At 60.4% G+C, this 24,878-nt stretch carries 21 protein-coding genes and 1 pseudogene; 15 read left to right on the forward strand and 7 right to left on the reverse strand.

The window, feature by feature from the left end; all coding sequences use genetic code 11:
• The first annotated feature begins 9 nt into the window (after window positions 1–9).
• The 3 genes from BV034_RS08000 to BV034_RS08010 all read left to right on the forward strand — a co-directional run bounded on the left by BV034_RS08000 (window position 10) and on the right by BV034_RS08010 (window position 5,593).
• Complete coding sequence (locus tag BV034_RS08000; protein WP_265592763.1) at window positions 10–1,095, forward strand: prephenate dehydratase domain-containing protein; 1,086 nt, start codon at window positions 10–12, stop codon at window positions 1,093–1,095.
• A 48-nt stretch (window positions 1,096–1,143) separates the two neighbouring features.
• Entirely contained in the window at window positions 1,144–2,265 is a 1,122-nt protein-coding gene (gene thiH / locus BV034_RS08005) for a 2-iminoacetate synthase ThiH (RefSeq protein ID WP_050025843.1), read from the forward strand.
• 574 nt (window positions 2,266–2,839) lie between these two features.
• On the forward strand, window positions 2,840–5,593 hold the full coding sequence (locus BV034_RS08010) for a DUF4962 domain-containing protein (protein ID WP_081887662.1): 2,754 nt from the start codon (window positions 2,840–2,842) through the stop codon (window positions 5,591–5,593).
• 93 nt (window positions 5,594–5,686) lie between these two features.
• On the opposite strand, the gene BV034_RS08015 is transcribed toward BV034_RS08010, so the two are convergent.
• The 6 genes from BV034_RS08015 to BV034_RS08040 all read right to left on the reverse strand — a co-directional run bounded on the left by BV034_RS08015 (window position 5,687) and on the right by BV034_RS08040 (window position 11,961).
• Entirely contained in the window at window positions 5,687–6,457 is a 771-nt protein-coding gene (locus BV034_RS08015; protein WP_050025847.1) for an ATP-binding cassette domain-containing protein, read from the reverse strand.
• On the reverse strand, window positions 6,450–7,301 hold the full coding sequence (locus BV034_RS08020; RefSeq protein ID WP_050025850.1) for an ABC transporter permease subunit: 852 nt from the start codon (window positions 7,299–7,301) through the stop codon (window positions 6,450–6,452). The genes BV034_RS08015 and BV034_RS08020 overlap by 8 nt, the downstream gene beginning before the upstream one ends.
• Window positions 7,294–8,163, reverse strand: coding sequence for a phosphate ABC transporter permease subunit PstC (pstC, locus tag BV034_RS08025; protein ID WP_050025852.1), 870 nt, complete (start codon window positions 8,161–8,163; stop codon window positions 7,294–7,296). The genes BV034_RS08020 and pstC overlap by 8 nt, the downstream gene beginning before the upstream one ends.
• 148 nt (window positions 8,164–8,311) lie before the next feature.
• Window positions 8,312–9,172, reverse strand: a complete 861-nt coding sequence (locus BV034_RS08030; protein WP_265592764.1) for a phosphate ABC transporter substrate-binding protein — start codon at window positions 9,170–9,172, stop codon at window positions 8,312–8,314.
• Window positions 9,173–9,251: 79 nt separating this feature from the next.
• Entirely contained in the window at window positions 9,252–9,557 is a 306-nt protein-coding gene (locus BV034_RS08035; protein WP_050025856.1) for a metalloregulator ArsR/SmtB family transcription factor, read from the reverse strand.
• Window positions 9,558–9,684: 127 nt separating this feature from the next.
• Window positions 9,685–11,961, reverse strand: a complete 2,277-nt coding sequence (locus BV034_RS08040; RefSeq protein ID WP_265592765.1) for a TonB-dependent receptor — start codon at window positions 11,959–11,961, stop codon at window positions 9,685–9,687.
• 309 nt (window positions 11,962–12,270) lie between these two features.
• On the opposite strand from BV034_RS08040, the gene BV034_RS08045 reads away from it, so the two are divergent.
• The 7 genes from BV034_RS08045 to BV034_RS08075 all read left to right on the forward strand — a co-directional run bounded on the left by BV034_RS08045 (window position 12,271) and on the right by BV034_RS08075 (window position 17,594).
• On the forward strand, window positions 12,271–13,365 hold the full coding sequence (locus BV034_RS08045) for a TraR/DksA C4-type zinc finger protein (protein WP_265592766.1): 1,095 nt from the start codon (window positions 12,271–12,273) through the stop codon (window positions 13,363–13,365).
• A 20-nt stretch (window positions 13,366–13,385) separates the two neighbouring features.
• Window positions 13,386–13,559: a 50S ribosomal protein L33 gene (gene rpmG, locus BV034_RS08050; RefSeq protein ID WP_009964264.1), complete on the forward strand. Its 174-nt coding sequence runs from the start codon at window positions 13,386–13,388 to the stop codon at window positions 13,557–13,559.
• A 30-nt stretch (window positions 13,560–13,589) separates the two neighbouring features.
• Window positions 13,590–13,829 (forward strand): 30S ribosomal protein S18, encoded by a 240-nt coding sequence (rpsR, locus tag BV034_RS08055; protein WP_009964263.1) that lies wholly within the window; start codon window positions 13,590–13,592, stop codon window positions 13,827–13,829.
• Between the two features lie 121 nt (window positions 13,830–13,950).
• On the forward strand, window positions 13,951–14,727 hold the full coding sequence (gene folE2 / locus BV034_RS08060; protein ID WP_050025863.1) for a GTP cyclohydrolase FolE2: 777 nt from the start codon (window positions 13,951–13,953) through the stop codon (window positions 14,725–14,727).
• A gap of 142 nt (window positions 14,728–14,869) precedes the next feature.
• Window positions 14,870–15,862 carry a hypothetical protein gene (locus BV034_RS08065; RefSeq protein ID WP_050025866.1) on the forward strand — a complete coding sequence of 331 codons (993 nt, stop codon included), beginning with the start codon at window positions 14,870–14,872 and terminating at the stop codon, window positions 15,860–15,862.
• A 42-nt stretch (window positions 15,863–15,904) separates the two neighbouring features.
• The gene (locus tag BV034_RS08070) at window positions 15,905–16,630 is read left to right on the forward strand and encodes a YebC/PmpR family DNA-binding transcriptional regulator (protein ID WP_050025867.1); all 726 of its coding nucleotides are present in this window, start codon (window positions 15,905–15,907) and stop codon (window positions 16,628–16,630) included.
• Between the two features lie 34 nt (window positions 16,631–16,664).
• Complete coding sequence (locus tag BV034_RS08075) at window positions 16,665–17,594, forward strand: LysR family transcriptional regulator (RefSeq protein ID WP_050025869.1); 930 nt, start codon at window positions 16,665–16,667, stop codon at window positions 17,592–17,594.
• 53 nt (window positions 17,595–17,647) lie between these two features.
• On the opposite strand, the pseudogene BV034_RS08080 reads toward BV034_RS08075, so the two are convergent.
• Window positions 17,648–18,862, reverse strand: a pseudogene (locus BV034_RS08080) (MFS transporter); the annotation flags it as partial.
• Window positions 18,863–19,260: 398 nt separating this feature from the next.
• Between BV034_RS08080 and BV034_RS08085 the strand changes: the two are divergent.
• From BV034_RS08085 to BV034_RS08105, 5 genes are all read left to right on the forward strand, one after another.
• Entirely contained in the window at window positions 19,261–20,118 is an 858-nt protein-coding gene (locus BV034_RS08085; protein ID WP_265592767.1) for a hypothetical protein, read from the forward strand.
• A 116-nt stretch (window positions 20,119–20,234) separates the two neighbouring features.
• Window positions 20,235–22,013: a phosphoenolpyruvate carboxykinase (GTP) gene (locus BV034_RS08090; RefSeq protein ID WP_050025875.1), complete on the forward strand. Its 1,779-nt coding sequence runs from the start codon at window positions 20,235–20,237 to the stop codon at window positions 22,011–22,013.
• 100 nt (window positions 22,014–22,113) lie between these two features.
• Window positions 22,114–22,575 carry a preQ(1) synthase gene (queF, locus tag BV034_RS08095; RefSeq protein ID WP_038171938.1) on the forward strand — a complete coding sequence of 154 codons (462 nt, stop codon included), beginning with the start codon at window positions 22,114–22,116 and terminating at the stop codon, window positions 22,573–22,575.
• A gap of 21 nt (window positions 22,576–22,596) precedes the next feature.
• Window positions 22,597–23,277 carry a 7-cyano-7-deazaguanine synthase QueC gene (queC, locus tag BV034_RS08100; protein ID WP_050025878.1) on the forward strand — a complete coding sequence of 227 codons (681 nt, stop codon included), beginning with the start codon at window positions 22,597–22,599 and terminating at the stop codon, window positions 23,275–23,277.
• Window positions 23,278–23,425: 148 nt separating this feature from the next.
• Window positions 23,426–24,814, forward strand: a complete 1,389-nt coding sequence (locus BV034_RS08105) for a VWA domain-containing protein (RefSeq protein WP_265592768.1) — start codon at window positions 23,426–23,428, stop codon at window positions 24,812–24,814.
• Window positions 24,815–24,878 lie beyond the last annotated feature (64 nt).

Below are 24,878 nucleotides of genomic sequence, written 5' to 3' on the forward strand. Positions count from 1 at the left end.
GTGCACATCATGAGTGACGTCGTTTCTCCTCCCAGCCGCCCTCGCATCGGCTTCCTCCGGCCTGCCCGGCTCACCAACGGCTACACGGCGGCGGCGCGATTTGCGGCGCACTACAGCGGTCGGGTGGATGCCATGGGCACGGTCTTCGAGCCCGTGGCTTACTCCTCCCATCCGGAGATCATCGCGGCGCAGGCGCGAGGGGAAATTGACTTTGGCGTCATCGCGATCGAGAACACGCTCGACGGCATCATCGTCGAGTCGGTGAAGGAGCTGGAGCGTCTCTTCGAGACGCCCCGCCAGCGTCGCACGTTTGTGGTGTGGGAGGAGTTGCTGCCCATCCAGCACTTCCTGATGAGCCAGAGCGGCGGCTTGATTGGCATCGATGTCATTCGCAGCCACCCGAGCGCCCTGCGCCAGTGCTCCAAGACGCTGCAGCGCATCAAGGACCATCTGGAAATCCGGGTGGAGCAGACAGAAAGCACCGGTGCCGCCACGCTGGAAGCGGTGGCCAATCCCTCTGTGGCAGCGATTGCCTCCCGCGAGGCTCTGGACGTGTATTCCGGCAGTCTGAGGGCGGTGGATCTGGCGGAGCTGGAACGCGATCATCAGCTCGGCCTGGAGCAGACGCGCAGCCTTTCTGACTATTCCAACGGCTTCACGCGTTTCTGGATTCTCGGCGAGGAAAAGCTCATCCAGCGGATGGACAGCGTCACCGTGAAGGACACGGAGAAGAGCCTGAACAAGACCTGTTTTCTGCTGAGCCTGCCCAATGAAACGGGTACGCTCTATGATGCCTTGGGCGTCATCAGTGCGCATGGCGTTTTCCTTTCGATCATCTACCCGTTCCCGCGGGTGGAGCGGGACTTTGAGTATATGTTCTTCGTGGAGGTGGAAGGCCACCTCCAGGATGCCGCCATCAAGGGCATTCACGACAAGCTCAACGAGAAGTTTCCCCAGCGTCCCGACTGGCCGCCGTCGTGCGTGTGGCTCGGCTCCTTCCCGAACACCGAGCTGCTCAAGGAGCTTCCTGAGCATCAGACCCTGTTCCGCAGGCGTTATTATCCCGGTGACATGAACTGGCCGGAAACGGCCTGAGCGTCTTTGCCTTCGCCAGCCCCATCCCTTTTTCCATCTCCCTGTCCTGTGTCCTTTGTTGAAACGTTCAATGCGCTGCCTGTGCGAAAATCGCCGCTGCTGCGCAAGTTGCTGAGCCTGCTGGAGCCCAAGTCACCCCGGCAACTGGAGGCCATGGCTGCAGAGGCCGCTACGCTGACTCGTCAGCATTTCGGCCGGACGATGCGGTTGTTTGCCCCGCTCTACCTCTCCAACGAGTGCGTTAACAACTGCGCCTACTGCGGGTTCTCCCGGGACAATCCGATCTTCCGGGTCACGCTTACGATGGATCAGGTGATCAAAGAAGCCAAACACCTGACGGGGCTGGGCTTCCGCCATATCCTGCTGGTGGCAGGGGAGCATCCCAAGTTTGTTTCCAACGGATACCTTGAGGAGTGCATTCGCGTGTTGAAGCCCTTTGTGCCGACGATTGGCATTGAAGTGGGCCCTACGGAGCAGCCCGAGTACGCCCGCATGGTGAACGAAGGGGCGGAAGGTCTCGTGGTGTATCAGGAGACCTACGACCGTACGGCTTATCAAGAGTACCACACGATGGGCCCCAAGCGGGACTTCGACTGGCGTCTCGAGTGTCCGGAGCGCGGCTATGCCGGCGGGTTTCGCCGCATGGGGCTGGGAGCCTTGTTGGGCCTGGCGGATTGGAAGACGGAGGCCCTCGGGCTGGCCGCCCATCTGGAGTACATGCAGAATCACGGTTGGAAGGCCTCGTACACCATTGCGTTTCCGAGATTGCGTCCCGCCGCCGGTGGATTTCAGCCGAAGTATCCCGTGGATGATGCCAGGTTCATCCAACTGCTCTGCGCCTTCCGCTTGTGTTTCCCACAGGTGGGCATCGTCATGAGCACGCGGGAGTCAGCGGCCTTGCGCGACGCCTTGATCCCCATCGGCATCACTACAATGAGCGCCGGAAGTCATACCGAACCGGGCGGTTACACGGGGCAAGGGCGGGAGGATCTGCACCTGACGGTGCGCGGTCGCCGCGTGGAGCTGGCCGAACACAAGCCCGAAGACGAAGCCACGGGACAGTTTGACATCTCTGATCATCGCAGCCCCGAGGAGATTGCTGCGGTGCTCTCCAAGCGGGGATTTGATCCCGTTTGGAAGGATTGGGACGAGGCGATTCTCAGCAACTGACGTCGGAGCAGGGAATGGAGATGCCAGGGGAGCGCACGCATCTTGCGTGCTGTTTCCGGTATCTTGCCGGGAACGTCAGCCCGCGTGTGGCATAGCGACGTGCAACATCGCATTCGAGCGACGTGGAGGCGTTGAAGACGGTGGGAGGGAAAGCAGATGCTCGCGGCCTTCCCACCTGATCATCCTCTGCGGAGGCACCCAGGGTTGACTCGCTTGAGGCTCGTCCAACCACTGGGCTGTGCTACAAATCCCCTTCAGGGATTAACTACGGACTGAGCCGGAGTCGGTTCCCTGGCGGCCACTCCAAAATGAGCGCGGTTGGGCGGCTCTCCTCACGTCGCATTGTTTTTTCGTCATATCTTGCTGGCAAGGTGGATACCTACCAGATGCCTGCCACTTCCTTGGTTGTCGCTGTCCGTGATGCGCCTGTTCCAGGTGGACCACGCAGCCGATGGGTTGTGGCAAGGCTGATGAATTGATCTAGGAAACAATCCCGGGATTTGGGGGCTTGCCGTGTCGTTGTGTTGTGCGACGCCCTCTCCGGGCGGGTGTCCCTGGTCCTGCCCATGACTTCATGACCACGCCACGCTACCTCACCACAACCTCTATCGCTGGAATCATCGCGTGCGCGATGGTTGCCGTGTTTCCTTCGCCCACCCGGGCGCAAGGCCCCCTGCCGAAGCCTCCCGCAGAGAAGCTGCCAGAAGGGGTGATTCGCGTCAGTCCTTCCGAGTTGAAGATCGACCGGCCTTCGATCACTCCGGGTTGGATACCCAAGCCGCTGCCGCAGGGTGAGGTGGATCTCAATCCGCCGTGGCTTCACGTGAGCGTCCCGGTTCTAGATGGAAACGAGGCCTCGAACCCGGAGCGCAAGGCCAAGCGCGAGGCGCAGAAGTGGAAGCGCCGTTACTACTTCAAACTCTCCCAGGATCCCACCTTCACCCGGGGCGTGCTACAAAGCGAGCCGAAGCGCTGGTCGTTTTTCAACCCCTATCGCAAGCTTCCAGTAGGCACCTGGTACTGGACCTACGGTGTCGCCCGCGCGGAGACACCCGACAAGCCGGTCTGGAGCAAGGAAACTTACTCGTTCATCATCACTGGTCGGGAGTACAGCCCCGAGATCCCGCCCTCTCCGGAGCAGTTCCTGGCCGCGATCAAAAAGCGGACCACTGGCCCGATTACAACCTGTTTTCAGGAAGACATTGGCAATCTGTTGCCGACGCAGACGGATCCAGAGCTGGCCAAACAAATGCTGGCAGACTGCGAAAAAGCATTCGCCGGCCTGAGCAAGCAAGACCCACCTTCCACCGGGCCCCGGGATATGGTTGAGTGGCGGAGGGTCCACACGATCGTCTGCGGTTATCTTTTTACCGGGGACCAGAAGTACAAAGATCTCGCCATCAAATACCTATCGAGCAGTGGCAAGGCTAGTCCGCCTGTTCCTGGCGAATTGCTCGCCCTGCGCCGGCCTGAGGGCTACAAGGGCCTCCCTGGGGGAATTTTGCCGCTCGATATGTTCTACAACGAGCTGTCCAAGGTGGATCGCTTGAAATATGCCCAGCACTTTTACTCTCTTTGCGATGAAGGCAGCGACAGCCCTGACATGCATGAGGTTATTGAGCACCAGTTGTACGACAACCACGGCTGGCAGGGGCGCATCCCTGGCCTGATCAAGGGCTCGGTCATCCTGTGTCGTTATGACTCGCGGTTCGACGACTGGGTGAAGTACGGCTATGAGCTCTATCTCTACCGTTCCCCGGCTTTCAGCCGGACAGATGGCGGCAGCAGTGAGGGCAATGGCTACCTTGGCGTTCACGACGACCCGCTTACAGACATCCCCTGGCTCATCTACAGGCTGACAGGTTACAACCTCTACCGGAACAAGCCTTGGTTCCAGAACTTCGCTCGTTACATGGCGCTCTCCAACCCTGCGGGGAATCCCGGTATTTCCTTCGAGGACTCCGGGGCTGATGGGGGATCGGACATGCAGTATTTGACTGAGGCGCTGGCCTACATGCGTCCGGACAATCCGTGGAATCTGTGGCAGCACAAGTCGATGGGTCGGCGTGACAACCGCTACTTCAGCGCAGATCTGGCCAAAGGGTCCAAGGCATTGGACCTGCTGGCGATCTGGCGGAAGTTTCCTAAACCGGACACCAGCAAGATGCAGGCTCCGCGGGAAAAAGCCGCCGCCTTCGGTGATGTCGGTCTGGTCTGTATGCATACTGACCTGACCCAGGCGTCCAACAACCTGATGCTCAATTTTCGTGCGGGTCCCTATGGATCAGAGGGGCATACTCATCCAGCCCAGAATGCCTTCACGGTGGCTTACGGCGGGCAGGAACTCTTCTGGCGCACGGGCTACTACAACGGAGGCGGGCCGCACAATATATACAGCTACAAGAGCTCCCAGGCGCACAACACCATCGCGGCCAATGGCATGATGCAGGGGTTCTCTCAGAGCGCCTTCGCCTGGATAGCCAGGTTCGCGAATGGCGAGCGCATCAGCTACGCATTGGGCGACGCTTCTGGTGCCTACAATGGCAAGCACCACTACTTTACCATCCCTTACGACCCGGACCTCAAGTCCACGAACAAGGTGGAACAGCGCCGCAACTGGAAGGAGGCCACAGCGGAAAACGGCTTTGGCAATCCCGGCGTGAAACGGTTCCGTCGGCACATGGTGATGCTGCGGCCGCATCACATCCTGATCTATGATGAACTGGAAGCGGCGACTCCGATCCCCTGGACCTTCCAGCTTCATTCAAAGATGGAAATGAAGCAACTCAGCGACTCCACGTTCAAAACGGCCAACGAGCATGCGTTGGGCGCTGCCCAGTTGTTCTGCGCCTCACCGGTGAAGGGGGCGCTCACTGACCAGTTCGTGAGGGCTGCGGTGGATGAAGAGAACAAACGCAAAGGACAGAATCCACCCAACTGGCACGCGACCATCACCACCAAAGAGCCCCTCAAGGCGACGCGATTCCTGACGGTGATCAGTGTCAGCCCCCAAAAGGGGCTGAGTGATGTGCCAGCTCCCTTGCTGCCCAGGAAGACCGACCGGACACAAATCGAAGTGGGTGACTATGCGGTGACGGTCGAGTTGGACCCCAGCAAGCCTTCCTACCTCGAGGTGCATGACCGCGCTTCCACCTGTGCCCTCGTGACCGGGCAGGCCGCGCAGCAAATCACGGTGGGCGGCAAGCAGCGCACTGCTCAGGCCCCCGGGAGCACCTTGCTCTGGGAAAGCCAGACTCCGCGGGGCGAGGTGTTCATCGAGAAGGTGGACCAAGTGCCGGACGTCTTGCGGTACGGGAACCCGTTCTGATGACTCAGCCAAGCCGGACGCGGCGATGGGGCAACCCGATCGCTCGTCCGGCTCTGGCGCAGAGCAGACAGCTGGATCTGCAAGGCAGAGCGACTACTGACAGCACACGTATTCGTCTACCTCGGCCACATCGGTGCGGCCCAGCACGGAGTCCACGCTGCCGGAGCACAACAACTGCCCCACGCCATCGCGGACCCCGATGAATGCGAGGTGATCGGCGACATTACGAGCCTGGCGGAGATTGTGGGTCACCAGCACGATGGTGTGGCGGGACTTGAGCCTTTTGATGAGAGCCTCAATGGCCTCGGTGCTACGGGGATCCAGGGCGCTGGTGGGTTCATCCATGAGGATGACTTCCGGTTTCGTGGCGAGCGTGCGCGCCAGGCAGAGGCGCTGCTGCTGGCCTACGGAGAGTTTTGCCGCCGGGGTCTTGAGACGATCTTTAACCTCGCTCCACAGAGCGGCTTCCTGGAGCGCTGACTCGGCAAGCTCTGTCTGGGCAGATTTACTAAGGCTCTGCAGACGTCTCGCGCCGAAGAGGACGTTGTCCACGATGGAAGCGGGGAACACCACCGGCTGCTGGAACAGCATGCCCACGCGGGCCCGGAGGGCATTCGCATCCATGCCGGATTTGAAGATGGACTGTCCATGCAACTGGACGTCTCCAGTGACCTTCAAGCCGGGAACCAGATCGGTGAGGCGGTTTAGCGCTCGGAGCAGGGTGCTCTTGCCAGCGCCAGAGGGACCAATGAGCCCGAACACCTGGTGTTCTGCGATGGTGAGGGAAACATCTCGAACCAAGGCCCGGCTGGTGGCGGTAACGCAGAGCTCGGTTGTTTGGAGGATGTGGGGGCGCTTATCCATGATGGGCTTCTTCGTGAATCCGCAGGCGGGTGGGCAGGGCGGCGAGGCTGAGGGAGAATACAAGGCCGAGCAGAACGAGGGCGGAGCCCCAAAGCTTGGAGCCCACGCCGGGGTCAAACGAGTCCTGGGCGAGAATGAAGATGTGGTAGGGCAGGGACAGCACCGGACTTTCTTTGATCGCATGGGGCATCGTGGCCCCGGCGAAAATCGTGGCGGTGAACATGATGGGAGCCACTTCGCCAGCAGCGCGGGCCAGTCCCAACAGGCTGCCAGTGATCAATCCGCCCCAGGATTGAGGGAGGAGCACCGCCCAGATGATTTGAGCGCGGGAGAGCCCCAGGCCAGCGGCTGCCTCCACGTACTTCGCTGGAATGGCCTTGAGACGTTCCATCAGCGCCACGGTGACGGTGGGAAGAATGACCATGGCCAGGATGAGTCCGCCCGCCAGCCAGGATTTGCCCCAGCCACACCACTGCACCAGCACAATGAAGCCGAAGATGCCGAAGACGATGCTGGGCACACCGTTGATCGCATAGAGCCCGGTCGTCAGGATGCGACGGCTCGTTTCGCCCTTGAGCCAGACGCGTTCCATCAACGCCAGTGCAATGGCGATGGGGGCGCTGGCCAGGAAGGCGGTCAACAGCAGAATGAGGGTGCCGATAAGGTTCCAGAAAATGCCGCCCGCAGCGCCAACGAGGCGAATTTGCTCGGTGAAGAAGCCCCAGGAGATGGCCGGGCCACCTTTCTGAACGATCACGTAAACCAGTCCACCCAGCAGGGCCAGGGCCAGCAGCGCGCAGGCAAAGGCGACCAGTGCCGTCGCAGCATCGAGGAACTTACGCATGAGGTTTGCGGGTGAAGGCGGTGCCAAGCAGAGTGGCGGCCCCGGTCATGACCAGGAGGATGAGGCCCAGCCCCACGATCGCTCCCCAGTGGATGGCGTCACCGTAGGCAATGTTCGTCTCGGAGCTGACCAGCTTGCTGGTGATGGTCTGGCCGGAGTCCAGCCAGGCGCGGAGGGAGAACCAGTTGTCGGGCAGGTTGTTGTCCTGCCGGCCTACCACAAGGAAGACGGCGGTGGTTTCTCCCATCGCCCGTCCCAGCGCCAGGAGTACGGAGGCCCCGAGGCCACGTCGCGCTTGAGGTACGACGATGAAAAGGATCGATTCGGCTCGCGTCAGACCCAAGCCGCGGGCCGCCAGTCTCTGGGCGGAAGGAATGCTCCTCAGGGCGTCGTCACTGAGGGTCACTACCGTGGGGAGGATCATCACGGCGAGGAGGATGCCAGCGGTCAGTAGGGTGTCGCCGCTCAGGGGCTCGAATTTTTCAAAGCCGTCGTACACCCAGTCGCGCAACAGCAGGATGCCCAGCAGGCCATAGATCACCCCGGGAACGCCGGCGAGGAGTTCGATCAGGACCTTCACTGCCATGCGAAGGCGGCGGGGCAGATATTCTGAAGTGAAGATCGCGGCACCCCAGCCGACGGGAACGGCCAAAACCAAGGCGATGAATGAGACGACCAGCGTGCCGTACACCATGGGCAGCACCCCGAACTCATGCTGCCGGAAGTACCACTTTTTCTCAAGGAGGTAACCCCATCCTTCGTGCTTCCAGACCGGCACACTCTGCCAGATGAAGATGGCCAGCAGCAGCCCCATCGTGGCCACGGCCAGGAGGCTGAAAATCCAGCTTAGCGTTTTTGTCATGAGTGCTTCTATCCGTGTCTGCGCCTTGTTCTGATGATGGTGGAAGGGGCGGCAGACCTCTACGCAAAGTCCGCCGTGGGTCTCACGGCGGACATGGGAAATTGACAGAGCGATGGGGCTGATGCCTGGAAGCGTACAGCCGGGTGGTTCAATATTTCTGCCCGCCCACTGCCTTGAGATTCATGTAGCCGTGCTTGGGAAGCAAGGTCTGGCCGCGCTCGCTCAAGAGGAAGTCGAGCATGGTCTTGGCAGTGCCAGTGGCCGGACCATTGGAAAGCACTGTCAGGGGGCGGCTGAGCGGGTAGGTCTTGTTGGCGATGTTCTCGTTGGTGGACTCCACCTTGCGACCGTCGTCCAGCACCATGGCCAGAGCGAAGACCTTCTGGCCGTCAGCCCAGGAGGCGGAGAGCTGGGACATGGCACCACGGGTGCCAGCCACCTTGTTGCGGGTTTCCTCATTGCCACCCACTTCCGGGAAGCTGACCTGAGGGGCGGCCTTGGGGCTGCCATAGACCCAGTGGACAAACACTTCCCAAGTGCCGCGGCCGGGCTCCTTGTTGAAGAAGGCGATGCGCTGGGACTTGGCACCGCCCACCTGGTTCCAGTTCGTGATCTTGCCTTCGTAGATGTCCTTGAGCTGTTGCTTGGACAGGGCGCGCACGCCGTTGTCCCAGACGTCTTTGGAAACGATGATGGCCACGGAGTCCACGCCAATCGTATTTTCCACGAAGTTGACCTTGGGATACTTGGCCTTGTCGTCGTCGCTGACGTGCTTGGAGATCATGCCCAGTTGCACGAGGCCGTCCGCCAGCATGGAGATGCCGCCGGCGCTGCCGCCCTGGGTGTCCACCTGAATGTCCAGCTTGTTCTCCGCCCGCAGAATCTCAGCGGCTTCCGCGACCACAAGATTCACGGTGGTGGAGCCATTGATCTTGAGGGTGTCTGCCGCCGCCGTGGAGACGAGGGATCCCGCAATGGCCAGTGCAGTCAGAAAGGAAAAAGGTTTCATGGGTGCGCAATTGAGCATATATACGCAATTTCTGGCAAGCGAAAATAGCGTAACTTCCGTCAATCCGGCGTCTGGCGGTTTATTTTGCTGCTTTGTCGAAGCGGAAAGTGCAACAGCCCAGATCCAGGACGTTGTCGTTCTTGGAGAGGTGGGACTGGAAGTCTTCCGCCAGAGAGTAGAAGCGTTGCTGACCTTCTTTCTTGATTTCGAGCAGTCCGGCTTCGCGCAGCACCCGGAGGTGCTTGGAGACGTTGTATTGCGTGATCGTCAGAGTCTCAGCGATCTCGTTCACGCTGCGTTCTTTCTCCAGCAGCATCTGCACGATGCGAATGCGCGTTTCCTCGCCCAGGGCTTTTAGTGCGTGGATGCATTCGAATATCTTCACACTTGTAGTGTTAAGCAGGAGAATGACCGGATTTCAACAAAGAACTAAGTGTGCAAGTGGGGGCAAGGGCAGAGTTTTTGAGTGCCGAAATTGAGACTGCTTATCATGCCCTGCCTGAGGGGGGCTTTTAGAAGCTCACCGTCATGCGCAAACCGTACTCCCGCGGGGCTCCGACGGACCGTGCGCGGAGGGTGGTGTTGATGTTGGTGTAGTACTCTTCGCCCGTGAGATTGGTGGCATAGGCCGTCACGGTGAGCGGTCCTTTGCGCCAGCCAATCGCGGTGTTCAGGAGGCCAAAGGTGCCTTGCTCAAACTCTGGCCGGTTCCGGTCATCATAAGTGGTCGGTCCCGTGATGAGATACTCCACCCGGGTGAAGAATCCGCATTCCAGATGGAAGTCGGCGGCCAGAAGGCCATTCCACTCCGGAGCATAGGGGAGGGTGTTGCCATCCAGGGAGGTCCCGGTGACGGGATCCGTGAAGCGCTTGAACTCGGCATGCGTCCAGCCGAAAGAGCCGGAGAGGGTCAAGCGGCGATGTGCGCTCCAGAGGGTCTCAATCTCGGCACCGTAGGTGACAGCGCGGTCGGCATTGAGCACCACGTAGTCTGCCAGGGACAGCCCGCGCTCGGTTTGGTAGTCGCGGATTTCATTGTAAAAGCCTGCCACATTGACCATCAGGTCTCCATCAAGCCATTGGGTGCGGAGCCCTGCTTCGGTGTTCCAGCATTTCTCCGGGTCAAAGGCCAGAAGCCGCTCATCATCGGCATAGGCGCTGTAGCCTCCCGGTTTGAAGTCGTGTGTGCCCTTGGCATACACCTGGGCGTCTGGAGAGAGTTTCCATTCCACTCCAGCGGTGGGGGTGAGGTGTGTCCACTCCTCCTGCACCTTCGTCCGGGGGGAGGCATTGCGGAACGTCGTTTCGGTGGTGAAAGGCTCCGGTGTCGGCACCGGGATGATCAAGGGGGCGCGACGGGGCAGGGGGACGACCAGAGGAGCCACCGGTTGGACTCGCGTCAGCGTGGAGACGTCTGTGGTCACAACGCTGTCGCGCTCCATGGCCTTCCGTACCCAGTCCACACGGGCACCGGCGTGGAAGGTGAAGGGCTCCCAGCCAGACCAGCTTCCGCCTGCAAAGAAGCCCGCCGTTTCCTCTTCCAGGTGGTAGCGTGTGACCCGGGTGGACGAGATTTCGGAATCGGACACCGCGACGATTTCCACCACCGGCAGCGGGATTCTGCCCAATCTGGGGAGGGTGATACTCAAGGCCAGCGGGGTGACGGTGATGTCCTGTCGCTTGGTGAAAAACGTGCGGACGTTTGCGCCATCCGTCTCGGTGGTTGAGCCGAAAAGGCCGGCGGTCCATTGGAAAGGGCGCTCTGCATCTGCGCTGCTCCAGCGAAATTCCTGGCTCCACGTTTCCTGCTCCAGATCCACGTCGAATACCCCCAGGGGCTCCGCTGTGTAGTCCGCATCCAGGCTGAAGGGGGACATCAGCCAGCGTCTGCGGGAGGTCACGCTGAGGAACTTCCAGTCCTCGTTTCCATAGGCAATCCGGAGCGCTTGCTGCTCTGTCTCACGGTGCTGGCGGCCTTCGTGATCAGGGGAGGCATCGTAGAACCCGGCCCGCTCGTGCGAGGTAAGGCGCGGAGCTCCATCATCGTCGCGACTCCAGGTGCCAGACAGGCTGATTTCCCAACCTTCCGCTGGCGTGAGATACAGGGCGCCATCCACGTCTGAGTGTTCGATGGAATCGAGGCGGGCTCCAGAGTCTGGGTTTTTGAGATAACCGTCCCGGCTCTCATAGCCACCTCCCAACCGGAATGACAGCACGTCTTTGATCAAGGGCCCTGTCAACCAGGCCGAGGTGTTGGTGAAGTTGTAGGAACCGACGGTGCTCTGAATTTCACCCTCGATCTGGTCTCCCGGACGGCGGGTGCGGACGTTGATCAGTCCGCCGTACGCGTTCGATCCGCCCGAGAGCGGTTGGGGGCCGCGGACAAGCTCCACAGACGAGATGGCGGACGCTCGGAGGGCCTGGGAGATGGGGCCTGTAGCAGGCGCATCATCCACGTACACTGCCACAGCGGGAGGCCCGAAGAAAACCGTATTGCCCAGACCGCGGACGCTCAAGACATCTCCGTAGGCTCCGGAGCCCGAGTCTGTGGCGGAAAAATTTGCCGCCCGACGGACCGCTTCTCCCAGATCCTCCACGTGAAACATTTTCAGATCGCTCCCTTGCAGCACCGCTGTTGAGGCAGCGGAAGTGCTTGCTTCCGGGGCAGGGGAGGCGCTGACGGTGACCTCTGGCAAGGAAACAGGGGACTGGGCTAGGCACCACCGAGTCAGGCCAGCCAGCAAGAGCGAAGGAAGCAATGCTGGACGAAAGGGGGAGGATCGGATCAAGCTGGGCAACATGAAAGACGCGGACTCGGGCGCAACAGAACAGCGGTTTCCTCCCTGCTTGGCAAGTCTCATTCTTGCCGTGCCCGGCGGTTTGGGGCTCTCCCGGAATCTTCCTGGTAAATGTTGGGCGGCGGTATTGCGAAAAAACAAAACCTCCCATGGTGCTGAGGACGTATAATTTAAATAGCTTGCACCGGCATCAAGACCCGTTACAATCCGCGCCACTTTTTTCAGCGGCCCGTGTTTGGATACAAAGGTCGTTTGGAGAGAGTGCAGGCTCCCGGCTTGCGCACTTCATTCCTCACTGCCATGGCCACGAAACCTTCGAAAAATACCGCGGCGGACGCCAAGAATGGGGCCAAGTCAGCCCCTGCCCCCAAGGCCGCAACGAACAAAAAGCAGGAAACCGGTGTCAAAGCGCCGCCTGAGAAAAAGAAGAGTGCACCGGTTGCATCCAAGGGCACTCCTGCCCCTCAACCATCCAAGAAACCCGCTGACCCCAAGGCCAAACAGACCACTTCAGCAGCGGGCACCCCAGTTCCTTCCAGCGTGAAAAAATCAGCGACCCCTACAACCGAAAAAGCCACCGCCACAGCCTCTAAAGCCAAGGATGCCAAGGCCCCTGAGAAAAAAGCCGCAGTGAAAGCAGAAGGCGCCGCCGAAGACGCGCCCGCTCCGGCTCCCAAGGCGACAAAGGCCAAGGCTGAGGCTCCCGCTCCGAAGGAAGAGGCCGCCCCTGCCCCCAAGGCAGCCAAGCCCAAGCCCGCGACGAAGGCCAATGCTCCCTTGACGGCTCCTGCTCCCCCCAGCAAGCCCGTGCCCCCTCCGAAGATCAAAAAGCCCATCTTGGATTCCGCTCCCGAAGTGGTGATCAAGCAGGCCTACAACCCGACCAAGCTTCCTCCTTTCATCAAAAAACAGCAGCAGCGCCTCATCGAGTTGCGCAGTGCTCTGCTGGACTCCATGGACCTCGTGGCCAAGGACAGCCTCCGGAACCGCCCTGAGGGCAGCGAGGCTTCCGTGGGTGGCATGCACATGGCCGATGCGGGCAGTGATGCCTATGACCGCGATTTCGCGCTGAGCATGCTCAGCAAGGAACAGGACGCACTTTACGAAATCAACGAAGCGCTCGACCGCGTGGGCCAGGGTGTCTACGGCGTCTGCGAACTTTCCGGCGAGAAGATCAACGACGAGCGCCTCGAGGCCCTGCCGTACGCCCGCTACACCCGGGAGATGCAGGAGCAGATTGAGCGCGACCAGATGGGTGGCCGCCTCCGTCGCGCCCCTGTCCGCTCGGTCTTCGGACTTGAAGAAGACGGGGAAGAAGGTGAGGACGGCGAGGACGAAGATCGTCCCGCAAACAACAATCAGAACGAATCCTCGCTTGACTTCATGAAGGAGTAGGACAATTTAGCGCCCCGTTTATGCCCCGCGACATCATCATCCTCGAATGCACCGAAGCCAAGGCGGCAGGAATGCCGACCTCACGCTACGTGACCACGCGCAACAAAAAGAGCGTGCGCACGCCTGGCCGTTTGGAAAAGGTCAAGTTTAACCACTTCCTCAAGCGCAGGACGCTTCACCGCGAAATTCGCTAAGCTGAACGCCGCTCTGCCCAGATCACTGCTATGCAACCCAAGACCCGCGAACGTCTCTCCGCCTTCCGCCGCGCCAACCGCAAGCTCCCGCGCCGCCGGATGGACATCCCGATGGACAAGTTGAACTACAAGCATCCTGAGATCCTTGCCAAGTTCGCCACTGAGACCGGCAAAATTCTTCCTCGTCGCGTGACGGGTGTGTCTGCCTATGTGCACCGCACCATCACCCGCGAAATCAAGCGCGCCCGCTCCCTGAATCTCATGCCCTGATCGGGGATTTCCCCGTCACGGTTTCTTTTTCAAGAAAAACGTTCCGGCTTGGCGGCTGGAGCGTTTTTTGTTCTGATGCCACGAAGCGCGTGGTGTCGTTTCCTTTCGCTTGCCTCTGACCATGCTGCACGACACCCAAAACCAACGCGACGTTCGGGGAATCCCTATTGATCGTGTCGGCGTCAAGAACCTCAGATTCCCCCTGAAGATTCGAGACCGTGATCACGCGGAGCAGAGCACAGTGGCCGTCGTCTCCCTGGCGGTGGACCTGCCGCACCACTTCAAAGGCACCCACATGAGCCGGTTTGTGGAGGTTCTGCATGCGCACGGGAACGTGCTGACCGTTGCAGACATTGCCGGGATGCCCAGGGAGCTTCTCGCACGACTTCATGCCGAGAAGGCGCATGTGGAGTTTAAGTTTCCGTATTTCCGCACGAAGAAGGCACCAGTCACCGGGGCAGAAGGATTGCTCGATTACGGGGTGAATTTTCAGGTGAACGCCCAAGGGCAGAACGTGGATTTTGTGGTGACGGTGGAGGTCCCTGTGGCCACCCTGTGCCCTTGTTCCAAGGCGATCAGCGCCCGGGGTGCGCACAATCAGCGTGGGATGGTGACGTTTTCAGTCCGGTTTACCGAGCCGGTCTGGATTGAGGACCTCATCGAACTGGTGGAAGCCAGCGCGAGTTGCGAACTCTACAGCGTGCTCAAGCGTCCGGATGAGAAGCTCGTCACGGAACGGGCTTACGACAATCCGGTGTTTGTGGAAGACCTCGTCCGCAACGTGGCCCTGAAGGCCAAGGAAGATTCCCGCATCACCTGGTTCCGAGTCGAAGCGGAAAACTACGAGTCCATCCACAACCACAATGCGTGGGCGGTGGTGGAGTCGGAAGTTCGGTAGGCCGGTAAGTGGTGAGCGGTAAGAGGTAAGTGGTGGATTAGTTCACGAGGCGCGGCTTTAGGTTCTCGTTCTGTGGTTTGATGCCGGAGGGCAGGGAAAGGTTTTTCCTTCCCATTGGGTGAGTTTCTGGTAGGAAGCAGCCATGAACTCCGTCGTTTTTCGTGGTGGCCTTGTTGGAATCTTTCTGGGGCTGCTGACGCCGTGTGGTCATGCGAGAGCCTTTAAAGACAAGTCAGGGCGGGTGATCGAGGCCGAGATTGTGGCCAAGCAAGGGGAACAGGTGAAGATTCGCCGTGCTGATGGACGCGAGTTCACGCTAGCCGTGAATCTGCTCTCACCGGAAGACCAGCAATTTGTGCAATCCTGGCAGACTCCAGGAGCGTCGGCTGGAGGTGTGGCGGCCAAGGTGACGCCGGCGACGGATGCCCGCCTCAAGCCGGGCGCGACCGTCACGCTGACTTTTCCTGATCTGCCCAAGGATCACAATGGGGAGGCCGCCGCCTGCAACGTTCGCATCCCCGAGTCGTTTGATCCTGCCAAACCCGTGCCGCTCCTGGTCTGGATCGGCGGTGGCAAGGGGAGCAATCAACCGGGAGGCGGCTTTCCTCTGGTGGACAAATCGCAATACGTCATCGCGGGCCTGCCCTATCCCAACACCGCGCCTTCACCCAACAAGGCGATGGGTGAGGGGAAGATGGAGCTGATTCTCGACTACCAGCAGACCATGCTGGCAGAGTTGATCAAACTTCTGCCCAATCTTGATCCCCAAGTCAAAGTGGTGGCAGGCTTCAGCAATGGGGCTCACACCATCGGCAGCGCGGTGGCGTTCGGGCGGAAGGAGTACACGGAGTTCTTCAATGCCTTTGTCGTCATTGAGGGCGGGGCGCAGACCAACTCCGCCAAGAAGAAGCTGCGGGACAAGTATGGCTACTTTGCCTGGGGCAACACGGGCAATGGATCCAAGGAATACATGAGGGCCATGATGCAGGCGGCCAAGGATGCCCGGCTGGAAATCACTGAGCACGAGATGGAGGGGATTGCGCATGAGTTTCCCGAAAGCGAGAAGGCACTCGTGAAAGCATGGATTGAAAAAACAGTGATCCCCGGTCTTCGTGCCACAGGCGGGCGCTCCTGACAATCGTCTTGCAAGCGCGGCAATTCCGCCCACCATCGGAGAATGGGTGCACAATGGAAACAGAAATGGCGGGAACTGGCCGCTGACCAAAAAGGCAAGATCGTCGGCAAGCTGACGCGGGAAATTCAGGTGGCGACGAAACTGGGCGGACCGAGCCCGGAGTTCAATGCCCGACTCGCGGCTGCGATCGCGGTGGCGAAGAAGCAGAGTGTGACCCGTGACACCATTGAGCGGGCCATTGCCAAAGGCTCCGGCACGGGGGCGGATGCCGTGCAATACCAGACGGTCATCTATGAGGGCTTTACCCCGCACCGCGTGCCGGTCGTGGTGGACTGCCTGACGGACAACAACAATCGCACCTCCACGGAGATCAAGATGATCTTCAAGGCCGGAACGCTGGGCACGCCAGGCTCGGTGGCATGGATGTTCGACCATTGCGGACTGGTGGAGGCCCACCATCCTGATGCCTCCACGGACATCGAGATCGCAGCACTGGAGGCGGAGGCGGACAATGTGGAGCCCATGGAGCTGGATGACGAGGAGATCGCCAGTCACGTAGGGGCCCGTTTCTTCTGCCCCATGGCCAGTCTGGATTCTGTGACCAAGGCTCTCAAAGCACAGGGCTGGCTGGTGACCACATCAGAACTGCACTACCAGCCCAAGGACTATCCGGAACTCACGGAGGCCCAGCGCGAAGAGGTGACGAAGTTCCTTCAGGCCCTGGACGGACATGCGGATGTCCACCGGGTGTACGCGGCCGTCAAGTGACCTGATATGTCCTCGAACCAGGGCCACTGCGAAGATGTTTGATGAGCTGTTTTCAGAGCGTGGCCTGTCATTGGACCGGCTGCGTACTTTCCTCGAAGTGGCGGAAGCGGGCGGGATCGCCCGCGCGGCCAAGGACGATGCGGTGCGGCAGAGCCAGTTCAGCCGCCAGATCTCAGAGCTGGAGCAGTTCTTTGGGGTGGCGCTCACGGAGCGCCGGGGCAAGCATCTGGCCCTAAATGAGCATGGCCGCCGTCTTGCAGCGGTGGTGAGAGAGCAGCTCTTGGGGCTGCATGACTTCAAATGTGAGTGCCAGAGCCAGCCCGTGCTCTACACACTTGGCGCGGGAGACAGCATCCTTCAATGGCTGGTGCTTCCCTCCCTTGGGGGCTGGGTGGAGAACATGCCGCAGAGCCGTCTCGGGCTGAAGAATCTGCGTTCCGATCATATTGTGGAGCAGTTGCTTCATGCCCGGCTGGACTTTGGCATTGTGCGCGCGGGCACGGCCGTGGAGCCGTTGAAGCAGGTCGTGATCGGCCAGCTTCCTTACGCCTTGTTTGTTCCTGAAACCCTGGTGCCCAAGGCCCGTCGCGAAGATGTAGCCTGGATGTTGGGCAATCTCCCTTGGGCGACCCTGGCCACCGATGCCAGTTTCCTGCCGCGCGTGAAAGACGCCGCAGTCCGGCATGGGTACAACTTTGAAGTGCTGTTGGAGGCGGAGAGCTTCCCACAAGCGGCTCGTGCCGTGGCGACGGGAGCTTTTGCGGGCATCCTGCCCGTGGCGGCCCGGCCAGATTTTGGCGGCCAGAAGGTGCTGGTCCTAAAGCCGCCGTTCCTTACTGCTGTGGCCCGGAAGCTGGCGCTGGTTTTTCATCCCCGGTTGCTACGGATTCGTCCTCACGCGAGAGCGGCCGCAGATTGGCTGACGCGGGAGTTGAAGGAGTCGCTCAAGAAAGTACCGGGTTGATGTTCGTTGGGCCTGGCTTGATGAGGTCGGCCCTTCAGGCCTTATGAGTGCTCTCAGTTTCGTTCTGGCGGGCATTGCGGGTCACGCAAGCGGGAGGCGATGGCCAGGGTTACTGCCATGAGAGCGGCGGCCACCCAGAACGGGGTACGGCCATAGTGGGCGCCTCCGCGGTCGAATCCGAGCAACCAGCCGCCCAGCACGGGACCTACCGTGCGGCCGAGACTGGCGGAGGATTGGAGGAGCCCCATCGCCCGGCCTTGCCAGGCGTTTGTCACACAACGGGAGGCGAGACCATTGAGGGTGGGTTGCACCAGGCTGTTCCCGACGGCAATCAGACAGCTCACCGCATAGAGGCCGTACAGGCCAGTATCCAGAGGTAGCAAGATGAAGCTGACCAAGAGGATGGCCATGCCGCTGAGTGCGAGCCGGATCTCTCCGTAAGCGGGCAGCAGCTTGCGCATGACCCCGCCTTGCATGATCACCCCCACGAACCCGATGGCGGCCATGACGTAGCCCACATGCTGCTCGTCCATGCCAAAGCGCTCCTGGGCGAAGAGCGAGAACACCGCGGTCATGATGGAGAAGGCGGCGAGGCAGACGAGGTAAGACGCCGCCACCGTGAAATACATGGGGCCATCGGCGTGCTTGGGCAGTGCCGTGAGAGGCTGGGGTGCGCCATGCTGGTGACGCCGTTCCTGAGTCAGGCTTTCAGGCAAGGATGTCCAGATCAACACGGCATTGATCAGGCAAAGAATGCCCACCAGGAAGAAGGGGGCGTTCGGCGAGATCTGGGCGGCGATGCCACCCAGTGCAGGGCCGATGATGAAGCCGATCCCGAATGCCGCGCCAATCATCCCCATGGCACGGGAGCGTTCCTTGGGGCTGGTGATGTCGGCAATGTACGCCTGGGCAGCAGCCACATTCCCGCCCGATGCGCCGTCCACGATCCGGGCAAGGAAGAGAAGGGGCAGGGTATGGGCGAATCCCATGAGGAAGTATCCCGCTGCCGACCCCAGCACACTAAAGATGAGCACTGGCCGACGGCCCACGCGGTCGGAAAGCTTGCCCCATAGCGGAGAGGCCAGGAACACCATGAGGGGGAAAACCCCTATCAGCAGTCCATTGAGAAACTCGCTCGCGCCAAAGGTCTTGGCATACAGCGGCAACACCGGAATGCAGACGCCAAATCCGATGGTGCTGAGCAGGATGGTGAGGAAGACAACCGTGAACTGAGTTTTGCGGGAAGCGGCGGACACAGGGCGGGAACACTGCGTGTTTTTAGCTGGGCTTGCAAGTTTGCCTGAGAAAGAGAATTCAAAGCGGCTTCCTTAGAGGCGATATGGAATATTCCCGAGGGGGCAAGGCATCTCCTCCTAGCAGGATACGGGATTGGCAAATGACTGATCGGATTGAGATCGAGCCACTTAGAACGGAAAATACGTAATCCTACGGATACCCTTCGGCACGCCCTGCGCTATGCTCGGTGAGCGTCGTTTCAGCCTTTCACCAGTGTGTCAGCATGATCATCGGGATTTTTCATCAAGGCGTCACGGACTACGAATTCTTTACATAAGTCTGCGCGCCGCGCTCGTGCATGGAAATCCGATACTGGCCCCGAGTCTGCTTTTCTCCCCCCCAGAACCGCCTCAAAAATCCTCCCTCTTTCATGAGCATCCGCAACGAATCCCTGGCCAGTTCCAGTGCAGAGGCAGCAATGCCTTTGGCAGGTGATCTGGCGCAGCGATTCTCTGCCACCAGGATTCTTGAGGCTGCGGGATTGGTGCTCACGGTATTGCCACCCAGTATTCAGAGCCAGTTGGCCACCACCAGTCTCTGGGTGCATGATGAAGCCCTGGCGAGGATCCAACGTTTTCGTGGGAGTGTCTATGAGGAGCAGGGGACCCTGCCGCTGGACGCAATGCGCGTGGGGCGGCGTTACACCCTGGCCTGTGATACGCAGAACTTCCACCTCGTGCTCAACGAGTCGAACGGACCTCTGGCGGCCAGCCTGCGCTTTCGGTTTTATCGGCCGGGAACCACGGCCTCAGGGCTCAAGTTATTTGAGTCGGTGAGGCGCATGCCGCCCGCTCAAGGAGTCCTCTACACCAGCACCATCAATGCTGCGGTGGCAGAAGGGCGTAGCGAGGGACGATGGGTCGTGGAGGTGAGCGGCCTGGCTGTGGCGTCAGCTTATCACGGTCACCCTGCGATCCGGTTGTTGCCGCTGGCTGCTCTGGCATTGATCCGGTCCATGACGCCTTCATTGGTGTTTGCGCTGATCCCCCAGATGCCCTTTGCGTCATTTATTTTTGATGGGTTTCAGGAGCAAGTTTTTGGATTGGGCTCGGTGGATACGATGAGACTGCCAGCTGCCATCAGCTCTGAGCTGGACCCTCTCATGGAACACATGTTGGGATCTCATCCGCATCTGGCAAACTGCCAGCCAACGGATGGCGATGAATCGCTGCCACCGCTGTTTTTTCAGCAAACCGGCAGCCGTCCCGGAGTGGGCACATATCGTTGAGTTAGAGTGGCTTTGGAAAAGCCCGGCAACGTTGGGCGGAAAGGGGCTCACAATGGCTGCTTGCACTTTTGCAAGCATTGCCGAGAAGGTGGGGTTTTCCGAACGATACTGCCAACATGACCCGTCATCAGCGTCTTCAAACCTGGGTGGATGAGTGTGCCGCCCTTTGCCAGCCGGATCACATCCAGTGGTGTGATGGATCACAGGAAGAGTGGGACTTGCTTTGTGAAAAACTGGTCCAGGCAGGCACCTTTCGCCGATTGAATCCCGAGAAGCGTCCGAACAGCTTTCTCGCCTGGAGTGACCCGAACGATGTGGCCCGTGTGGAGGACCGCACTTTCATCTGCTCGAAGCGCAAGCAGGATGCGGGTCCCACCAACAACTGGGTGGAGCCCAATGAGATGAAGGCCACGCTGAAGCGGGTTTTCCGTGGTTCGATGAAGGGACGCACCATGTATGTGGTGCCTTTCTGCATGGGGCCGCTGGGTTCCAAGTTCAGCGTCATCGGCGTGCAGCTCACCGACTCCGCCTATGCGGTGGTGAACATGAGGCTGATGACTCGCATGGGCAGTGCGGTCATTGAGCAGCTCGATGAAGATGGTGACTATGTGCCCTGCCTTCACAGCGTGGGAGCCCCCCTTGAGCCCGGGGCCAAAGACGTCACGTGGCCGTGCAGCAGTGAGAAGTACATCGTGCACTTCCCTGGTGAGCGATCCATCTGGTCCTACGGCAGCGGATACGGCGGCAATGCTTTGCTCGGGAAGAAGTGCCTCGCGTTGCGCATCGCCAGCGTGATGGGGCGTGATGAAGGCTGGATGGCTGAGCACATGCTCATCAGCGGTGTTGAGTCCCCTGATGGCAAGAAGAGCTATGTGGCGGCTGCCTTTCCCAGTGCCTGTGGCAAGACGAACTTCGCGATGCTGGTGCCTCCGCCAAGCTATGAAGGCTGGAAGGTTACCACGGTGGGGGATGACATCGCCTGGCTTCGCCCAGGGCCCGGAGGCAAGCTGCATGCGGTCAATCCTGAAGCGGGCTACTTCGGGGTGGCTCCGGGAACCTCGTGGGACAGCAATCCCAACGCCATGGCCTCGATGCGGGCTAACGCCATCTTCACCAATGTGGCTCTCACGGACGACAACGATGTCTGGTGGGAAGGCTTGAGCGAGCCGCCGGACCATCTGATCGACTGGACAGGCCAGGAATGGAGCCCCGGCTGTGATCGTAAAGCGGCGCATCCGAACTCCCGCTTCACCGCCCCTGCTTCCCAGTGCCCGACGATTGACCCTGACTGGGAGAAGCCGGAGGGGGTGCCCATTGACGCCATCATCTTTGGCGGGCGTCGCGCCACGACCATGCCGCTGGTGTTCCAGTCCTTCAACTGGGTCCACGGCGTCTTCATCGGGGCCAACATGGGCAGTGAGATGACTGCCGCTGCCGCCGGCACGGTGGGCAAGGTGCGCCGCGACCCCATGGCCATGTTGCCGTTTTGCGGCTACAACATGGGCGACTACTTCAAGCACTGGCTGCACATGCGGCGACGCATCAAGGACCTGCCGCGCATTTTCCATGTGAACTGGTTCCGCAAGGACGCCGAAGGCAACTTTATGTGGCCTGGCTTCGGCGAGAACATGCGCGTGCTGGAGTGGATCGTAAACCGCGGGCGTGGGCGCGGCAGGGGCCACGAAACGCAGCTCGGCTGGATGCCAAACTACGACGAGATCAACATGAGCGGGCTGGAGGGGATGACGCCGGAACGCTTCGAACAGCTCATGAAAGTGGAGCACAAGGAGCTGCGCCAGGAGTTGCTCAATGCTGAGGAGCTGTATTTGGATCTATACGACTACCTGCCCAAGGAACTGGTGTATCAGCGGGAACTGCTCGCGGGAAGGTTCTAAGGCCTCGCAAAACTTCAAGGTGGGAGCGGGTTTCGCGGGCTCTCCTTGAAGATTGAAGTTTGGCATTTGAAGTTTGCCCCCTCTGGGGGTAAGCGTTTTTATGACTGCTGCCGCTGACTCCCTCTCCCTTCTGGGGCGCTCTGAATCCCGACTGCCCGCTTCTCCGGATGAGGCCAAGCTGGAGACCTTTCCCAACCGCACCCCGGGGCGCAACTATCGGATCACGCTCAACTGCCCGGAGTTCTCCTCCCTGTGTCCGGTGACCGGGCAGCCTGACTGCGCGCATGTGGAGATCGTGTATGTGCCAGACCAGCTTTGTGTGGAGACCAAGTCGCTGAAGTTCTACCTCGCTGCGTACCGAAATTTCCCCTCGTTCAATGAGGCCATTGTAAATCGCATTCTGGATGATCTGGTGAAGGCGACCTCGCCCAAGCAGATGACCGTGCGCGGTGATTTTGGTGCCCGGGGTGGCATCCAGCTCAGCTGCGAAGCCCGCTACCCGGACTTCGAAGATGAGGATACTGTGGAGTGTGGCGGCGGTGGTTGCGGTCACGCTCATTGATTGATCTTTGTTTGATCTGCCATGAAGACCCTCGTCCTCCTCAGCGGTGGCATGGATTCTGTGACGGCTCTGTATTGGGCCGCACGGGAGACTGAGGTCGCGGGTTGTGTGAGTTTCGACTACGGCTCCAAGCATAATGCGAAGGAGATCCCCATGGCAGCATGGCATGCCGAGCAACTGGGCGTGCGGCATGATGTCATCCGGCTGGATTTCATGGATCAGCTCTTTGCATCAGATCTGTTGAAGAGCGGCGGAGACATCCCTGACGGTCACTATGAGGAGCAGAGCATGAAGCGCACGGTGGTGCCGTTTCGCAATGGCATCATGCTTGCTATTGCCTGCGGTCTGGCCGAGAGCCAGGAGGCGGGGGGCGTGGTGATTGCGGCTCACAGTGGTGATCATGCGATCTACCCGGACTGCCGGGAGCCCTTCATGCAGAGCATGGCCTCTGCCATGAAGTACGGCACCTACGCTCAGGTGGAGTTGCTCCGGCCCTTCATCGCCCAGGACAAGGCGGGTATTGCCAAGCTCGGCGCTGCCTATGGGGTCGATTTTGTCCACACCTGGTCCTGTTACAAAGGGGGTGACATTCACTGTGGCACCTGCGGCACCTGCGTGGAGCGCCGGGAGGCGTTTCAGGACGCGGGAGTGCCAGACCCCACGGAGTATCTGGACCACGGTCCGCTGCCTGCCAGGCCTTGAGGGCGGAGAGGCACTTACATACTTCTTACACACTGCTGACGGCAGTCTGACTCACGGTGCCGTAAGATGGCGGAGGATGTGGAGAACCACGCTGAAGCCACGATCAATCATGGCGGGGCGGGGTGAACCTCCTGCTCAACTTTGCGTCATGAAACTACCTCTCTTTACTTTGGCAGGCGCGGCCCTTTTCGGCGCGCTTGCAGGCGTCCTGCCAACGGCCGCCGTTGCCGGGTCGCCTCCGGCTCCGGCCTCGACGCCAGCGATGGACCTTTCCGTCGAACTGGCGCACCCGCAGATCCTCGCGGGACGCAAGATGACCACCTACCTGAAGGTGGGCTTGACGGGACAGGAACTGGAGGCATCGGCAAAACGGGCTCCGGTGAATGTGACCATCGTGATCGACAAATCGGGGTCCATGGGCGGGGACAAAATGGTTCATGCCCGCGAGGCTGCCAAACAGGCCCTCGACCGGCTCGGAGCGGGGGACATGGTCTCCGTCGTCGCTTATGACGATGCAGTCTCCCTCATCTCACCTGCGACTGATCTGACGGATCGTGAGCGGGTGAAGGCGGCCATTGACCGCATTCAGGCGGGTGGATCGACCGCCTTGTTTTCCGGCATCAGCAAGGGAGCCGAGGAACTTCGACGCAACAAGCGGCCCAACCAGGTGAACCGCGTGGTGCTGCTCTCTGATGGCATGGCCAACGTGGGGCCTTCTTCTCCTCAGGATCTCGGTCGGCTCGGCGCATCCCTTGCCAAGGAGGGCATCACCGTCACCACGCTGGGCTTGGGGCTGGGTTACAACGAGGACCTGATGACGGAACTGGCCCTGCGCAGTGACGGCAACCATGCCTTCATTGAGAACAGCCGGGACCTCGCGGGCATCTTCCAGACGGAGTTCGGCGACATTCTCTCTGTCGTGGCCCAGCGGATCCGGGTGCGTGTGCAGTGTGCGGAGGGCGTGCGTCCCGTGCGCGTGCTGGGGCGCGAAGCGGACATCCATGGCCAGGATGTGGAACTGGAGATGAATCAGATCTACGCCCGCCAGCACAAGTACCTCCTGCTGGAAGTGGAGATCCCTGAAGGGGCTGCCGATACCGATGCCCCCGTGGCTACCGCGGAGGTGACCTCCGTGAATGCGTTGACCGGTGCTGAAAATCGCAGCCTAACGCGTTCCGTGGCCCGCCGGGTGAATGATCCGGCTCTCATCGCCAACACAGTGAACAAGGCGGTCTTGGTCGAGGTGGCCCGCGCCATCTCCACGGAGAAGGAAGCTCTGGCCGTGAAGCTGAGCGACGAAGGGCGGCACGAGGAGGCGACCAAGGCCTACAATGCCGCGTGCTCCTGGTCCCTGAGCGAAGCCAAGCGTCTGGCTTCACCAGAACTGGAGAAGCTGGGGCTGAGCCAGCAGGAGCGGCTACAGATGTTCAACGCCGGCGGGGTCAGCGCCAATGCCGCACGCAAGATGTCGAAGTCCGAAGACCTGAAGAACCGGACTCAAAACGGCCTCTCGTCCATGCCCGAGCCCAAAAAGTAGATTTCATGCCCCTTTCCGCCCTGTCATGACACTTCGGGCCTGACAACCCCCCGGTTTTGGGTGT

It is taken from the genome of Verrucomicrobium sp. BvORR034 (assembly GCF_000739635.1).
Taxonomy (GTDB): Bacteria; Verrucomicrobiota; Verrucomicrobiia; order Verrucomicrobiales; family Verrucomicrobiaceae; genus Verrucomicrobium.